This is a genomic window from Kitasatospora sp. NPDC059646 (assembly GCF_042734615.1).
In the GTDB taxonomy this organism is placed as follows: Bacteria; Actinomycetota; Actinomycetes; order Streptomycetales; family Streptomycetaceae; genus Kitasatospora.
Map to the genome: position 1 here is coordinate 121,903 of NZ_JBHWDS010000012.1, position 15,319 is coordinate 137,221.

Below are 15,319 nucleotides of genomic sequence, written 5' to 3' on the forward strand. Positions count from 1 at the left end.
TCATGGAAAACGGACGTTCGATTCCGCCGGCGGGGAAGTGGCCGCGGCTGTTCTGGCCGCGCTGGGTGGCCCTGGCGATCGCCGTGGCCGTCGGGCTGGGCGGCGGCTGGCTGACCGGGCGGGAGTCCCCGAACGGGACGGCCGCCGCGGCCCTGGCGGCGATGACGTACGGCGCGTTCATGGCCTTCGCCGCGGCCGGGCGGGACACCCTGGAGCACATCCACCCGGTGTTCGGGGGCTGGACGTCCTCGCTGGCCGCGGTGGTCACCATCGCGGTGGGCGCGGCGGTCGGGATGCCCTCCGGGTGGCCGCTGCCGGTGGCGCTGGCCGCCGCGGTGGGGGCGGTGTTCACCGCCCGGGACGACCGCTCGGGGCGGCTGTTCGACCTGAACCGGCCCCGGGAGCGGGCGCTGCACGAGCGGCGGTTCGCCGCCGAGGCGGTGACCCGCCGGGCCGTGGTCACCGAGATGGGCAAGACCCTGGCGGAGATCGACCACCGGGGCCGGACCTCGGTCTCCCTGACGCTCCGTTACACCGACGGGGCGGACGGGGAGTCCGTCGTCCGCACCCAGTACGAGTTCCCGGTGCACCTGCCGCCGCGGGTCGGGGCGAAGGCCACCGTCCGCTACCTCCGGGACAACCCGGGCGACCGCAGGATCGAACTCGACCCGCCCGAGGCCCCGGAGCCGTCGGACGCCGTCCCGCAGGACGCGCCGCCCCGCGGCTGACCGCTCGTGGCTCCCGGAGATCCGCGGCCCCGCTGCCTAGCATCACAGGTGGCACCATCCGCGCCGTCGAAACCACCGGGAGCCCTCGTGGGAGTCGTCACCGCCAACATGGCCATCTCGCTGGACGGGTTCACCGCCGGGCCCGACCAGAGCCTGGAGCACCCGTTCGGCACCGGCGCCCGGGAGGCGCTGACCTCCTGGATGTTCGAGACCGACCGGCCCGGGCGGGAGCAGGACGCGCACCTCCTCGGCGCACTGCACGCCAACACCGGCGCGCACATCATGGGCCGGAACATGTTCGACCCCCACCGCGGCCCCTGGGACGAGAGCTGGACCGGCTGGTGGGGCCCCGAACCCCCTTACCACGCGCCGGTGTTCGTCCTCACCCACTACCCTCGCAGGCCCCTCCCGATGGAGGGCGGCACCATCTTCGAGTTCGTCACCGACGGCATCGAGGCCGCCCTCACCCGGGCCCGTGCCGCCGCCGGCGAACAGGACGTCGAGATCGCCGGCGGCGCCGCCACCGTCCGCCAGTACCTCCAGGCCGGCCTCCTCGACGAACTCGTCCTCCACCTCGTCCCCGTCACCCTCGGCACCGGCGAACGCCTCCTCGACGACGTCCGCGCCACCCTGGAACCCGTCGAGGTCCTCCCCTCCCCCACCGTCACCCACCTCCGCTACCGCGTCCTCAGCTCGGTCTGACGCCGGCGGGGGGCGGTCAGCCCCGGCTGCGCAGGACGGCGAGTTGACCGGTGGCGCGGGTCATGGCGACGTAGCGGTCGACCGCGCCCTCGATGCCGTCGCCGAAGGAGTCGGGGTCGACCAGGACGACCAGGTCGAACTCGAGGCCCTTGACGAGTTCGGGGGTGAGGGAGCGGACCCGGGGCAGGCCGGGGAAGGTCGGGTCGCCGATGACGCAGGCGGTGCCCTCGGGGTGGTCGGCGAGCCAGCGTTCGAGCAGGGGGTCGCGCAGGGCGGGGGCGCCGTGCAGGACGGGCAGGCCGCTGCGGCGGACCGAGGTGGGGACGTTGGCGTCGGGGAGGGCGGCCCGGATGACGGGTTCGGCCTCGGCCATGACCTCCTCGGGCGTGCGGTAGTTGACGCTCAGTGAGGTGAGGGTGATGCGGTCCAGGCCGGCCCGCTCCAGGCGTTCGGTCCACGACTCGGTGAAGCCGTGGCGGGCCTGGGCGCGGTCGCCGACGATGGTGAAGGACCGCGACGGGCAGCGGGCGATCAGCATCTGCCACTCGGCGTCGGTGAGTTCCTGCGCCTCGTCGACGACGATGTGCGCGAACGGGCCGGCCAGCAGGTCGGGCGAGACCGGCTCCGGGTCGGAGTGGTCGATCAGCGCCTCGCGCAGGTCCGCGCCGCGCAGCATGGTGACGGCGCCCTCGCCGTCGTCGTCGGCGGTCAGCAGGTGGTCGACGACGCCGTCCATCAACTCCCGTTCGGCCGCGAGCCGGGCGCGGTGGGCGCGCTGGCGGCGGTCCGCGTCGGTGTCGCCCAGGCGTCGCCGCGCGGCGTCCAGCAGCGGCAGGTCGGAGAGCGTCCAGGCGGCCGGGTCGGTGCGCTGCAGGGTGCGGATCTCGTCGCGGCTCAGCCAGGGCGCGCACAGCCGCAGGTAGGCGGGGACGGTCCACAGGTCGCCGACCAGGTCGGTGGGTTCGAGGATCGGCCAGGCGCGGCGCAGCGCCCCGAGGAGTTCGGGGTCGCGGCGCAGTTCTCGGCGGAGCACCTCGGGCGAGATGCCGTCCTCCTCCTCGTCGAAGGAGTCGGCGTTCTTGTCGAGCAGGATGGTGATGAGCTCGTCGAGGATGATCTCGCGGGCCTCGTTGTGCGGGGTGCCGGGGCCGGGGGCGGCGAACGCCTCGGACCAGTCCTCCGGGTCGATCCACAGGTCGTACCACTCGGTGGAGAGCTTGCGGCCCTCGGCGGGCGGCTCCTCGTAGACCTTGACGGCCCGTTCGATCGCGCCGACGATCCGGGCGTCGGCCTTCAGCCGGGCCGCCTCGGGATCGGGCTCGGCGTCCACGGCCGCGCCCTCGGGGAGCAGGTCGCGCAGCGTGCAGGTCTGCACGCCCTCCTCGCCGAGGCTGGGCAGCACGTCGGAGACGTAGGCCAGGTACGGCTGGTGGGGGCCGACGAACAGGACCCGGCCCTTGCGGTGGCCGAGCCGCGGGTCGGAGTACAGCAGGTGGGCGGTGCGGTGCAGGGCGACGACGGTCTTGCCGGTGCCGGGTCCGCCGTCGACGACGAGGGCGCCGCGCGAGCCGGCCCGGATGATGGCGTCCTGATCGGCCTGGATGGTGGCGAGGACGTCGCGCATCCGCTCGGAGCGGGCCGAGCCGAGGCTGGCGATGAACGCGGACTGGTCGTCGAGCGCGGCGTGGCCGTCGAGCCCGTCGGCGGTGAACACCTCGTCCCAGTAGTCGCCGATGCGGCCGCGCTGCCAGCGGTAGCGGCGGCGGCTGGCCAGGCCCATCGGGTTGGCGTGGGTGGCGGCGAAGAACGGTTCGGCGGCGGGCGAGCGCCAGTCGACGAGCAGCCGGCGTCCGTCGGCGTCGGCGAGGCCGAGGCGGCCGATGTACACGGGTTCGGTGGCGTCGGCGTGCACGATCCGGCCGAGGCACAGGTCGGCGCCGAAACGGCGCAGGGTCCGCAGCCGCGAGGAGAGCTGGTGGATCTCGTTGTCGCGGTCCATGGCGGCGCGGCCGGCCCCGCCGGGGCTGCGCCGGATCTCGTCGAGGCGGGCGGTCAGTTCGGCGATGTCCTGTTCGAGGGTGGCTGCGACGGCGGCGAAGTGCCGGTCGTCATCGGCGATCAGGCCCGGGTCCGCCTTGGCGGCGAGCCGCTCGGGCAGATCGAAGGAACTGGTCGTCTGCTGCGTCATGTACTGGACTCCGATCCCCTGCCGGGTGCTGCGCGCACGATGCCCCGTTTGTGCTGTTTGCACGGGTTCCCCGGTTCAGATCAGCGATTGTCCGGCATCGAGGGGGCCTTGCCGCAAGGCCCCCCGTCCGGTATAAGTTTGACAACGGCAGGAGAGCATCGACTCCCTGCCTTTTCTGCTGTCCGGGCCGGTGTCCCTCCCCCCGCCCGGTTCCCCGCCGCCGCCGGTCCGGTGTCCGGGCCGTGCCCGTGACCTGCGATGCTGGGAGGCGGACACGGCGGGTCGCCGAGCGGCAACGGAAGGTGGGCACCAGCATGACCACGGCGACGGAGAACGCCGGCCCGTTCGAGGAACTCCGGCCGCACGAGCGGTTCGAGCTGTGGCGCGACCTGCTCGCGCTGACCAGGGACTGCGACGCGAGCACCTCGGACACGGACCGGTTCTCCGCGGAGCTGCGCCGCTCCGAACTCGGCCCGGTGACCTTCCTCGGCACCTCGTTCCCGTCGGCCCGCTTCCGCCGCACCGACGCGCGGGTGCGGCGCTCCGACCCGGGCGTGTTCCACCTGACGTTCGTTCAGCGCGGCGTGCTGGCGCTGTCCCGCGACGCCGAGCAGACCCAGCTGTTCCGCCCCGGCGAGCTGACCATGCTGGACAGCTCCCGCGCGTACGACCTGCGGGCGCTCGGCGAGCGCGCCGCGGCGGGCGGCGAACCGCGGGTCGAGGGCGTCGGCATCGACTTCCCGGTGGCGCTGCTGCCGACCCCGCCGTTCCGGCTGCGCCGGCTGCTCGGACGGGGCTTCCGGGCCACCGGGGGACCGGCGGCGGTGCTCGCCGACTTCCTGGTCAGCCTGGACCGGCAGGCCGCCCTGCTCGGCCCCGCGGTCGCCGACCGGCTCGGGCCGATCGCGGTGGACCTGGTCGCCGCCTGGCTGGCCGACGAGTTGGAGGACGACGCGGACCTCCCGGACACCGCCCGGCAGCGCGCCACCGTCGAGCAGGTCCGGACGTTCGTCCGCCGCCACCTGCACGACCCGGAACTCACCCCGTCGACGATCGCGGCCGCGCACCACATCTCGGTCAGCTACCTGCACCGGCTGTTCGCCCAGCACACCGACGGCGACACGGTGGCCGCCTGGATCCGCCGCCTTCGCCTGGAGAAGGCCCACCGCGACCTGGCCGACCCGGCCCTGCGCACCGTCCCGATCGGCACCATCGCCGCCCGCTGCGGCATCCCCCGCCCGGACGACTTCAGCCGCGCCTTCCGCACCGCGTACGGCCTCGCCCCGCGCGACCACCGCCAGCAGTCGCTGTCCCTGAAGTTGACTCCTCGCCAACCGGTCGTCGACCCGGTGCCAAACCGCTCCCGGGCCGGCTGACCTACCGTGGAGCCTCCGGGGGAGCCCGACTCCGGGGGACGGGCTCGAACCTTCGACGTTGCTCCGCCACCGGCGCCCCGCTTGCCGGTGGCGGAGGCAAGGGGACACGTCGAACCCACGGGGGCTGTCGCACCGGATCGCCGGATCCACCGCGACAGCCCCCGTTCTCCTTCTGCCGGCCCCTCAGACCGCCATCGCCAGCATCAGCGGCGTCGCCCGGGCGGTGAGGAGTTCTGCGGCCGCGCGCAGGCGGTGGGCCTGGTCGACGGGGAGGGAGGTGGCCAGGCAGCCGACGGTGTTGCCGGCCACTATCGGGACGGCGGCGCAGACCGTGTCCATCGAGTACTCCTGGAGGTCCAGGACGGGGACGGTCGCGGGCTGGCGGTCGAGCCGGTGCAGCAGGCGGTCGGTCTCGGTGATGGTCCGGGAGGTGAGGCGGGCCACCGGGTGCCGGGCCAGGTGGTCCAGGCGGGCGGCGTGGTCGAGTTGGGCCAGCAGGCACTTGCCGATCGCGGACGCGTGCGCGGTGGCCCGGAAGTCCACCCACTCGTGGACCGCCGGGGCGTGCTCGCCGGAGCAGACCGCCTCCACCGACAACTCCCCGTCGTGGTACCGGCTGAAGTACACGGCGGCGCCGAGCTCGTCCCGCAGGTCTTCCAGTTGGTGGTGCAGTCTGGCCCGGACCAGCGGCTCCCGGTGCTGCGCGCCGAGCAGGGTGAACGCCCCGCCGAGCGCCCACACGCCGTCGAGGCACATCAGGTAGCCCTCGGTCTCGAGTTCCTCCGCGAGCTGCCGAACGGCCGCTTCCGGCATGGTCAGCGCCCGTGACAGCTCCGCCAGCGTGCAGCCCTCGGCGTGCCGGTCGACCGCCTCCAGCAGGCGCAGCGCCCGGCGCAGCACCCCGAACGGTCCCGCGCCGCCGCCTCCGGGGCCGAGCAGGTCGCTCCGCCCCCGACTCACCGTCCCCATGCCCCGGCCCCCCTCGCGTTCCACCCCGCCTTCCGCCCAGCGTAACCAGCCCTTCGGCTGCCGATCGCCCGCTCCCCCGATATTCGCCCGCCCGGGCCCCCGGCCCTTGACAGGCATATGCCCCTGCGGACGGTGCCGCGGCGGCCGGAGGGTCCCCGTCCGGGGCTCAACCCCCGTACAGCGCCCGGATCGGCGCCGCGTCGCCCAGCGGCCGTGCCGCCGCCGCGCCCGCCGCCAGCGCTCTCGCCTCGGCCTCCGGCAGCGCGTTGAACCAGCGCAGCGCCATCGTGTCGCGCCCGGTGGCGGTGAGCCGCCCGGTGAGGCGGAGGCGGGCGAGCCCGCCGTCGGGGTAGACGTTGATGCGGACGTGGGTGACCGGTGTGCCCGGCGGGAGGCGGAAGTGGTGCCGGGTGTCGGGCTGCAGGCGGGTGCGGGGCAGCAGGACCGTCTCCGACTCCCCGTCGGAACCGACGAGTTCGGCCCAGCCGGGCGCGTTGGCGACGAAGCAGGAGGTGTCGACCTCGGCGGCCAGCACCTCGCCGTGCCCGGCGAGCGCGATCCGGACCCAGTCGTGGGACTTGTCGCGTCGGCGCCGGGTCTCCCAGCCGTCGCCCATGACGGCCGCCCGGCCGGGCGCGTTCAGGTGGTGCGGCGAGGAGTAGTAGCGGTCGGACGCGGCCTCGGCGACGCCGCCGTGCTCCTGCGCGGCCAGGTCGAACGTCAGCCCGGCGAGCTGCCGGGGGTCGGGCAGCACCTCGCCGTGCACCCGGAGCCGGGCGACGCCGCCGTCCGGCCAGATGTTCAGCCGCACGTGCGTGTACCGGGTGGGGTCGGCGACCGCGAACGCGTGCGCGGTGTCGCCGCGCAGCGGCGTCCGCGGCACCAGGTCGGTCCACTCGGCCGCCGCGACCTCCTCGGGCGAGGGGTGCCCGAGCACCGACGCGCCCTGCACGGACGCGGTCTCGGGGTGGTTGCCGGTGAAGTGCGCGGTGTCGACGACCACTCCGCGCACCACGCCGGCCGCGCCCAGGCGGACGATCGCCCAGTCGTGGTCCCCGTCCGCGGGGTGCGGCTGCCCGGCGCTGACGCCGCGTCGGCGGCGGGACTCCCAGCCGTCCATGATCTGGCCCTTGTGCCCGAAGGTGTGCGGGCGGAACCGGGCGGGCGCGGCGACCAGCAGGTTCTCGGCGTCCGCGAAGGTGTCCTCGTTGGTGGCGACCACTCCGGCGCCGAGCAGCCGGGAGGCCAGGTCGACCAGCTCGGTGAACGGCGCGTCGGTGCTCTGCTCGGCGCTCAACTGACTCTCCCTCACGCTCGGACGAGTTGCCGTCCGCGCGGCGCGCCGTCGACGTCGACGACCCGGCCGCGCAGCCAGGTGGTGCGGACCTGCCCGGTGAGGGTGCGGCCCGCGTAGGGGGTGACGGGGTTGCGGTGGTGGAGCCGTTCGGCGCGGACGGTGCACTCGGCGTCCGGGTCGAAGGCCACCAGGTCGGCGTCGCACCCGGGCGCGACGGCGCCCTTGCGTCCGCCCAGCCCGACCAGTTCGGCGGGCCCGGCGGACATCCAGCGGACCACGTCCGCCAGGGTGTGGCCGCGCCGGCGGGCCTCGGTCCAGACGGCGGGCAGGCCGACCTGGAGGGAGGCGATGCCGCCCCACGCGGCGGCGAAGTCGCCGCTGCCGCCGTGCCGTCGGAGCAGTTTCAGGTCGGGCGTGGACGGCGAGTGGTCGGACACCACGGCGGCGAACCCGCCGTCCGCGAGGGCCTGCCAGAGCAGGTCCCGGTTGGCCGCGTCGCGGATCGGCGGGCAGCACTTGAACGCGGTGTCCCCGTCGGGGACCTGTTCGGCCGTCAGCGTCAGGTAGTGCGGGCAGGTTTCGGCGGTGACCCGGACGCCGTCCTCGCGGGCCCGGCGCAGCAGCGGCAGCACGGCGGCGGACGAGACGTGCAGGACGTGCACCCGGGCGCCGGTCCGGCGGGCGCACTCCAGCAGTCCGGTGACGGCGGCCTCCTCCGCGCCGGCCGGCCGGGAGGCGAGGAAGTCGCGGTAGCGCGCTCCGGGCACCCGGGGGGCGGCGTCCAGCACGGCCGGGTCCTCGGCGTGGACGACGGCCAGCGCGCCGAGCCGCGCCTGCTCGGCGAGCGCGGCCTCCAGGTCGGCGGGCGTGGCCAGGTGCGGGAACTCCGGTACGCCGGACGGCGCGAGGAAGGACTTGAACCCGAACACCCCGGCCCGGTGCAGCCCGGCCAGCTCTCCCGTGTTGCCGGGCACCGCCCCGCCCCAGAAGCCGGCGTCCACCCACAGCTGCCCGTCGGCGGCGGCCCGTTTGGCCGCCAGGGCCTCGGCGGTGGTCGTCGGCGGCACGGAGTTCAGCGGCATGTCGACGATCGTGGTGACTCCCCCGGCCGCGGCCGCCCGGGTCGCGGACGCGAACCCCTCCCACTCCGTCCGGCCGGGTTCGTTGACGTGCACGTGAGTGTCGACCAGCCCGGGCAGCAGGGCGACCGCGCCGAGGTCGGTCACCTGCTCCGCGGTCAACTCCCGGTAGCCGGCGACGGCTTCGATCCGCCCGCCGCGCACCGCCACGTCCGCCGGGCGCTCCCCGTCCGGCAGCACCACCCGCCTGGAGCGGATCACCACCACGTCGCCGATGGACACCAGGGCCTCCGAACCGTCGGGAGCGTGCTGGGAGCGTAGGACCGCTTTCAACAAAACGTCAATGGAACGGACGCGGCCGGTGGGTGACGGAGAATCGGACGGCACACGTCCGCCCCGGAGGAGCACCGCGTGACCATCGAGCTGCGCCACCACACCGACCTCACCGCACGCGCCCGGCGGGACCTGCTGGACGTCTACTCGGACGTCCGGGCGCCGCTGCTCCACCTGCCCGGCTACGGGGTCGAGGCGTTCACCGGGCGCCTCGACCGGCACGCCGGCGAGCCCGGGTTCGGGCTCGTCCTGGGGTACGACGGCGACCTGCCGGTCGGGTACGTGTACGGGAACACCGTCGGGGCCGGCGACCGGTACTGGACGCGGATGGCGGAGCCGCTGCCCGAGGGGTTCACCGACCGCCCGGTGCTGGCGCTGCGGGAGATCGGCGTCCGCTCCCCGTGGCGCGGGACGGGCCTCGCGCGCCGGATCCACGACGCGTTCCTCGGCCGGCGCACCGAGGGCCGCGTGACGCTGATGGTCAATCCGGCCGCGGGGGGCGGCAAGGTGCAGGCCCTGTACGAGAGTTGGGGCTACCGTGCGTTCAACGGCCAGCCGGCGTCGGACGTGTCGCCCCGGCTGGCCGTCATGGTCCGCCCGCGCTGACCGGCCCGCGCGGTCGAATCCCGCGGTCTACGCGGGCAGACCCGTCGACGGGGACTCCGCCGGGACGGCCGCTGGATAGGGTGGGCCGGTGCGATTGATGGTGGAGTTCACGACCGAGCCGTTCGACCTGGACGGCTTCCCCGAGCACGCCGACGCCGCCCGCCGGGCGGCCGCCGAGGCGGGGCTGACGGTCGCGGTCGGCCCGTTCGGCACCAGCGCGGAGGGGGACGCCGAGCAGGCCCTGGCCGGCGTGGCCCGGCTGCTGCGGGAGACCCTGGCGGCCGGCGCCAGCCGGATCTCCCTCCAGGTCAGCGTCCTGCCGGAGGGCGCCGGGGCCCCGTCCGCCGGCGAGCGCCCGGACTCCGGCGCCCCGGCGGGCCCCGCAGGAAGGAGCGCGCAGTGAGCGATGCCCCGGACCACCCGCTCGCCGTCGCCCTGCGGCCGCTGCTGGAGGCGGTCGGCGCCACCGCACTGGACCCGGCCGCGGCCCGGGCCGAGGACGTCGTCCTGGCGTGGGAGGGCGTGCCGGCCGTCGCGGTGCGGCTGCCGCACCTGAGCAGTGCGCTGGACCTGCTGCTGGCGGAGATGGCCCGGCAGTTCGACGGCCGGCCGCTGGCCGAGCTCGGCCGGACGGAGAAGCAGCGGGTGGTCGCCCTGCTGGAGGAACGCGGGGCGTTCACCGTCCGCCACGGGGTGGAGACCGTCGCGTCGGCGCTCGGTGTCAGCCGGTTCACGGTGTACAACTACCTGAACCGGCAGGAGAAGTCCTGACACGCCGGGCGCTGCCGGGCGGGTCGCGGCCGGTGCCGGGCGCGCGCCCCCGGTGCTCCTGTCCGCCGCCGCGAACAGTTCAACAAAGTGTTGACGGCCTGTTGCGGCCGCTCTAGCTTGTGCGGGTGGCACCGACTCCGAGGAGGCCCCTCCCGTGACCAAGCCACCCCCCGACCTCGATGCCCTCGCCGCGCTGGCCGCCACCGGGCCGTCCGAACTCCGGGAGATCCTGCTGGAGGTCTGCTCCAGCCCCGCCTGGGCCGACGCCGTCGCGGCCTCCCGCCCCTGGCCCGGCCGCGCCGAACTCCTCGCCGCCGGCGCCGGGGCGATCGCGAGGCTCTCCGCCGCCGACCTGCGGGACGCCCTGGCCGGTCACGCCCGGATCGGCACACCGCGGGCGGGGGACGCGGCGTCCGAGCGCGAGCAGTCCGGCCTGCGCGGCGTCGAGCCGTCCGTGCTCCGCGAGTTGGCGGAGGCCAACGCCGCGTACGAGGCGAAGTTCGGTCACCTCTTCCTGGTCTGCGCGACCGGCCGCACCGCCGGCGCGCTGCTGGCCGCGCTGCGCGAGCGGCTGCCGAACGACGCCGCCACCGAGGCGGGCGTCGTCCGGGAGGAGCTGCGCCGGATCACCGAGATCCGGCTCGACCGCTTGCTCGGCACGCCCTGACGGACCGTCAACCACCACCGCGACCCGGACGAGGCCCCATGACCGGCATCTCCACGCACGTGCTCGACACCAGCCTCGGCCGCCCGGCCGCGGGCGTCCCGGTCGAGCTGGCCGTCCGCACCGAGGACGGCTGGCAGGCGCTCGGCGCCTCCGCCACCGACGCCGACGGCCGGGTCGCCGACCTGCCGGCCGTGGCGGCCGGCTCGGTGGTCCGCCTGCGCTTCGACTCCGCGGCGTACCACGCGGGTTCGGGGCAGCAGCCGTTCTTCCCCGAGGTGTCGGTCGTCTTCGCGGTCGCGCCCGGGCAGCGGCACTACCACGTGCCGCTGCTGCTGAACCCGTTCGGCTACTCGGTCTACCGCGGGAGCTAGGAGCTCCCGTCGGGCCGCCCATCGCTGAGGAGAGCTGAGGAGACACCTCATGGCGCACGTGCTCGGCCAGAACCAGTACGGCAAGGCGGAGAACCGGATCGTCCGGGTCCACCGTGAAGCGAACCGCCACCACCTCAAGGACCTGAACGTCTCGGTGTCGCTTCGCGGCGCCTTCGAGGACGTCCACCTGACCGGGTCGAACGCCAACTGCCTTCCCACCGACAGCACCAAGAACACCGTGTACGCCTTCGCCAAGCGGCACGGCATCGAGTCCGCGGAGGGCTTCGCGATGCTGCTGGCCCGGCACTTCGTGGAGAACACCGAGCGGGGCGTGGTGCACAGCGCCCGGATCCGGATCGAGGAGTACTCCTGGGACCGGATCCCGGCCCGGTCCGCCCGGCCCGGCGAGTCCGGGGACGTCGGCCACTCCTTCGTCCGCAGCGGGCAGGAGGTGCGCACCACGGAGGTGGAGTACGACGGCGAGCGGTTCCGGGTGGTCTCGGGGCTCAAGGACCTGGTGGTGATGAACACCACCGACTCGGAGTTCTGGGGCTTCATCAAGGACCGCTACACCACGCTGCCGGAGGCCTACGACCGGATCCTGGCCACCCAGGTGACGGCCCGTTGGGCGTTCGGCTTCGCCGGCCGGGACGCCGGGGAGGCGGCGCCGGACTGGAACCACTCCTACCGGGAGGTGCGGCGGCACCTGCTGGAGGCGTTCGCACAGACCTACTCGTACTCGCTCCAGCAGACCCTGCACGCGATGGGCACCCGGGTGCTGGACCACCGGCCCGAGGTGGACGAGGTCCGGCTCGAACTGCCCAACAAGCACCACTTCCTGGTGGACCTGGAACCGTTCGGGCTGAAGAACGAGAACGAGGTCTACTTCGCCGCCGACCGGATGTACGGCCTGATCGAGGGCACCGTGCACCGCGAGGGCGTCGCCCCGGTCATCCCCGTCTCCTGACGTCCCGTCACCCCGACCCCCTGGAGGACGCCATGGCAGTGCAGCCCCCGGCCGCCGACCGGCGGATCGTGATCGAGAACACCGCGATCGCCACCGTCGACGCCGCCGGCACCGAGTACGCGCGGGGGCACGTCGTCGTCCTCGGCAACACCGTCGAGTCGGTCGGCGACGGACCCGCACCGGCCGGGCTCGACAACGTGGCCCGGCGGATCGACGGCGAGGGGCACCTGCTCACCCCCGGGCTGGTGAACACCCACCACCACTTCTACCAGTGGCTCACCCGGGGGCTCGCCCAGAACGACATCCTGTTCGACTGGCTGGTGGCGCTGTACCCGACCTGGGCGCGGATCGACGCCGAGCTGGTGCACGCGGCCGCCCTGGGGTCGGCGGCGGCGCTGCTCAAGTCGGGCTGCACCACCGCCTCCGACCACCACTACGTGTTCCCGCGCGGCGCCGGCGACGTGCTCGGCGCGTCCGTCGAGGCCGTCCGGGAACTCGGCCTGCGGTTCACCGCGCTGCGCGGCTCGATGGACCGCGGCCACAAGGACGGCGGCCTGCCGCCCGACCGCGCGGTGGAGGACACCGACGAGATCCTCGCCGCGTCCGAGGCCGCCGTCGACCGGTGGCACGACCCCGCGTTCGGCTCGATGCTGCGGGTCGCCCTGGCGCCCTGCTCGCCGTTCTCGGTCTCCACCGAACTCATGTCCGGCACCGCCGAGTTGGCGCGCCGCAAAGGGGTGCGGCTGCACACCCACGGCTCGGAGACCGCCGAGGAGGAGGAGTTCTGCCGGCAGCTGTTCGGCATGGGGCCCACCGACTACTTCGAGTCCACCGGCTGGCTCGGCCCGGACGTCTGGATGGCGCACTGCGTCCACCTGAACGACTCCGACGTCGCCAAGTTCGCCGGGACCGGCACCGGCGTGGCGCACTGCCCGTCCTCCAACGCCCGCCTGGCCGCCGGGATCGCCCGCGTCCCCGACCTGCTCGCGGCCGGCGTGCCGGTCGGCCTCGGCGTGGACGGCACCGCGTCCAACGAGTCCGGGCAGCTCGGCACCGAACTGCGCAACGCCCTGCTGATCAACCGCCTGCACGGCCGCCCCGACGCGCTGACCGTCCGTCAGGCCCTGCGCCTGGGCACCATGGGCGGTGCGACCGTCCTCGGCCGCGCCGACGAGATCGGCTCGATCGAACCGGGCAAACTCGCCGACCTCGCCCTCTGGCGGATCGACGGCCTGCTGCACTCGACCATCGCCGACCCCGTGGCCGCCCTGGTCCTCGGCTCCCTGCCCCCGCTCACCGTGCTGCTGGTCAACGGCATCCCGGTCGTCGAGCACGACCGCCTCACCACCGCCGACGAGTCCGCCCTCGCCCGCACCTGCGCCCGCGCGGCCCGCGAGCTGGCCGCCCGCAGCGACTGATCCCTGCCCGGCGGGTTCGGCGGTCCGGGTGGCCGACCCGCCGTCGGGGCCGTGCGTGACGGCGGCGTGCGGTAGCGTCCGGACGCGGTGCGAGCCGTGACGAGACGTGAGGAGCAGGCAGATGGGCGCGAGTGGCTGGGAGTACCTCACCACGTACCGGGGGACCCCGCAGCGGACGTTGACGGCCCTGCACGCGGAGGTGTTCGCCGGGACGGCGTGGGTCGGGGCCGGGGAGTACGAGTCGCTCGACGAGCTGTGGGCGGACGAGGAGTTCATGGGCGAGGAGGGCACCCACTCGATCCTGGACATCCCGCGGGCGGTGCTCGTCGGCGAGGCCCCGACGGGGTACGAGGACCTGGGGACGGTCCGGCCGCTGCCGTACGCGCGGCTGCTGCACCACTTCGGGACGGACCGGCCGAGCGTCGAGCAGTACCGCCGGGCGATGGAGGGCAGCGAACTGCCCGCCGAGGCGGACCTGCGGTGGACCGGCCGCTTCGTGGTGCTGTACACCGGCGAGGAGGCCACCCACTTCGGCGTGTTCGGCTACTCCGGCGACTGACCCGGCGTCAGCCCCGGCCGGGCAGGGGCGGGCGCCGCGCCGCCACCGGCATCGCCAGGCCGGCCGCCGCCAGCAGCCCGGCGAGCACCGCCCACCCGGCGACGCCGTGCGCGAGCACGGTCGCGGTGACGACCAGCGGCCCGATGACGTGCGAGCCCGCCTGGCCGCTCATGAAGACGCCCTGGTACTCGCCGTGCGCGGCGGGGTCGGCGAGGTCCAGGCTGAGCGTCCAGCCGCCCGCCGAGGTGAGCAGTTCGGCCAGGCTGTGCAGCAGGATCCCGGCCAGGACCAGCGCCACGGCGGTGCCGGTGCCCCGGCCGCCCGCCGCCGCGTACACCAGGCAGGCCGCGCCGAGCAGCACCCCGCCGCGGGCGCACGCCCTCGCGGCCGAGCGGACGTCGACCACCCCGCGGCCGGCGCGGACCTGGAACAGCACCACCGAGAGGCTGTTGACGATCGCCACCACCGCGACCAGGGCGCGCGGCGCGGTGGTGCGGTCGGCGATCCACAGCGGGATGCCGATCTCCAGCATGGCGAACTGGAGCTCCAGCACGGCGTGCAGGCCGGCCACCAGCAGGTAGCGGCGGTCGGCGAGCGCGGTGCGGGGCCGCTCCTTGCGGGCGCGTTCCCCGGCGGACACCGGCGCGTCGGGCAGGCCGCGCAGCAGCAGCGAGGTGGCGGCGAAGCTCACGGCGTCCAGCGCCAGGACGGTGGCGTACGCCCAGTGGCTGTCCTCCTGGAGGGCGAGCACCGCGCCGGCTCCGCCGAGCATCAGCCCGGCGTTCATCACCGAGCGCAGCAGCGCCCGGGAGCGGACCTGGTCCTCGGCGGGCAGCACGTGCGCGATCAGCGCGCTGCGCACCACGATCGCGCCGCGTTCCAGCACGGTGGCGGCGACGATCGCGGCGACGAACGGCACGAATCCGTGCACGAAGACGTAGCCGAGCACGGCCGCGCCCTGCAACGGCCCGAGGACGTACAGCAGTCGGCGGTGTCCGACCTTGTCGGCGAGCCGGCCGAACGGCACTCCGGCCAGCATGCCGGCGACTCCGGCGGCGCCGAGGCCGATCGCCAACTGGGCCGCGCTCAGGCCGACCTGGCGGGTGAAGTAGAGCGCGCTGACGGAGTAGTAGAGCCCGTTGCCGACGGTGTTGACACCGGTCATCACGGCGAGCCGGCGCAGGACCGGGTCGGCGGGCAGCAGGGAGCGGCGCCCGACGGGCGCGGCGGTGGCGGTCATGGCCGACAGGACACCAGGCTTCCGAACTGCCCGGAATCCTTTTACCGT

General features: G+C 74.7%; 16 protein-coding genes. 11 read left to right on the plus strand and 5 right to left on the minus strand.

The window, feature by feature from the left end:
• The first annotated feature begins 2 nt into the window (after positions 1-2).
• The gene (locus tag ACFV1L_RS11275) at positions 3-728 is read left to right on the plus strand and encodes a hypothetical protein (protein ID WP_380364982.1); all 726 of its coding nucleotides are present in this window, start codon (positions 3-5) and stop codon (positions 726-728) included.
• 87 nt (positions 729-815) lie between these two features.
• Positions 816-1,430 (plus strand): dihydrofolate reductase family protein, encoded by a 615-nt coding sequence (locus tag ACFV1L_RS11280; protein ID WP_380364983.1) that lies wholly within the window; start codon positions 816-818, stop codon positions 1,428-1,430.
• A 16-nt stretch (positions 1,431-1,446) separates the two neighbouring features.
• On the opposite strand, the gene helR is transcribed toward ACFV1L_RS11280, so the two are convergent.
• A complete protein-coding gene (gene helR, locus ACFV1L_RS11285) occupies positions 1,447-3,618 on the minus strand; it encodes an RNA polymerase recycling motor ATPase HelR (protein WP_380364984.1) in 2,172 nt (723 codons plus the stop codon).
• 314 nt (positions 3,619-3,932) lie between these two features.
• On the opposite strand from helR, the gene ACFV1L_RS11290 reads away from it, so the two are divergent.
• On the plus strand, positions 3,933-4,994 hold the full coding sequence (locus ACFV1L_RS11290) for a helix-turn-helix domain-containing protein (RefSeq protein WP_380364985.1): 1,062 nt from the start codon (positions 3,933-3,935) through the stop codon (positions 4,992-4,994).
• A gap of 183 nt (positions 4,995-5,177) precedes the next feature.
• Here the strand turns inward: ACFV1L_RS11290 and ACFV1L_RS11295 are convergent, their stop codons facing one another.
• From ACFV1L_RS11295 to allB, 3 genes are all read right to left on the minus strand, one after another.
• Positions 5,178-5,963, minus strand: coding sequence for an IclR family transcriptional regulator (locus ACFV1L_RS11295; RefSeq protein WP_380364986.1), 786 nt, complete (start codon positions 5,961-5,963; stop codon positions 5,178-5,180).
• A 166-nt stretch (positions 5,964-6,129) separates the two neighbouring features.
• A complete protein-coding gene (gene alc, locus ACFV1L_RS11300; RefSeq protein ID WP_380364987.1) occupies positions 6,130-7,260 on the minus strand; it encodes an allantoicase in 1,131 nt (376 codons plus the stop codon).
• A gap of 11 nt (positions 7,261-7,271) precedes the next feature.
• Complete coding sequence (allB, locus tag ACFV1L_RS11305; protein WP_380365030.1) at positions 7,272-8,615, minus strand: allantoinase AllB; 1,344 nt, start codon at positions 8,613-8,615, stop codon at positions 7,272-7,274.
• A gap of 135 nt (positions 8,616-8,750) precedes the next feature.
• Here allB and ACFV1L_RS11310 point away from each other — a divergent pair, with 135 nt between their 5' ends.
• The 8 genes from ACFV1L_RS11310 (at position 8,751) to ACFV1L_RS11345 (ending at position 14,031) form a co-directional block, all read left to right on the plus strand.
• Positions 8,751-9,278 carry a GNAT family N-acetyltransferase gene (locus ACFV1L_RS11310; protein ID WP_380364988.1) on the plus strand — a complete coding sequence of 176 codons (528 nt, stop codon included), beginning with the start codon at positions 8,751-8,753 and terminating at the stop codon, positions 9,276-9,278.
• A gap of 97 nt (positions 9,279-9,375) precedes the next feature.
• Positions 9,376-9,681, plus strand: coding sequence for a thiamine-binding protein (locus ACFV1L_RS11315; protein WP_380364989.1), 306 nt, complete (start codon positions 9,376-9,378; stop codon positions 9,679-9,681).
• The gene (locus ACFV1L_RS11320) at positions 9,678-10,049 is read left to right on the plus strand and encodes a helix-turn-helix domain-containing protein (protein ID WP_380364990.1); all 372 of its coding nucleotides are present in this window, start codon (positions 9,678-9,680) and stop codon (positions 10,047-10,049) included. Before ACFV1L_RS11315 ends, ACFV1L_RS11320 begins: the two co-directional genes overlap by 4 nt.
• A 154-nt stretch (positions 10,050-10,203) precedes the next feature.
• The gene (gene uraD, locus ACFV1L_RS11325; RefSeq protein WP_380364991.1) at positions 10,204-10,716 is read left to right on the plus strand and encodes a 2-oxo-4-hydroxy-4-carboxy-5-ureidoimidazoline decarboxylase; all 513 of its coding nucleotides are present in this window, start codon (positions 10,204-10,206) and stop codon (positions 10,714-10,716) included.
• A gap of 38 nt (positions 10,717-10,754) precedes the next feature.
• The gene (gene uraH, locus ACFV1L_RS11330; RefSeq protein WP_380364992.1) at positions 10,755-11,087 is read left to right on the plus strand and encodes a hydroxyisourate hydrolase; all 333 of its coding nucleotides are present in this window, start codon (positions 10,755-10,757) and stop codon (positions 11,085-11,087) included.
• 49 nt (positions 11,088-11,136) lie between these two features.
• Positions 11,137-12,054: a factor-independent urate hydroxylase gene (pucL, locus tag ACFV1L_RS11335; protein WP_380364993.1), complete on the plus strand. Its 918-nt coding sequence runs from the start codon at positions 11,137-11,139 to the stop codon at positions 12,052-12,054.
• A 32-nt stretch (positions 12,055-12,086) separates the two neighbouring features.
• A complete protein-coding gene (locus ACFV1L_RS11340) occupies positions 12,087-13,472 on the plus strand; it encodes an 8-oxoguanine deaminase (protein WP_380364994.1) in 1,386 nt (461 codons plus the stop codon).
• 121 nt (positions 13,473-13,593) lie between these two features.
• On the plus strand, positions 13,594-14,031 hold the full coding sequence (locus tag ACFV1L_RS11345; protein ID WP_380364995.1) for a hypothetical protein: 438 nt from the start codon (positions 13,594-13,596) through the stop codon (positions 14,029-14,031).
• Positions 14,032-14,038: 7 nt separating this feature from the next.
• On the opposite strand, the gene ACFV1L_RS11350 is transcribed toward ACFV1L_RS11345, so the two are convergent.
• Positions 14,039-15,271, minus strand: a complete 1,233-nt coding sequence (locus ACFV1L_RS11350; RefSeq protein ID WP_380364996.1) for an MFS transporter — start codon at positions 15,269-15,271, stop codon at positions 14,039-14,041.
• Between the last annotated feature and the right edge of the window lie 48 nt (positions 15,272-15,319).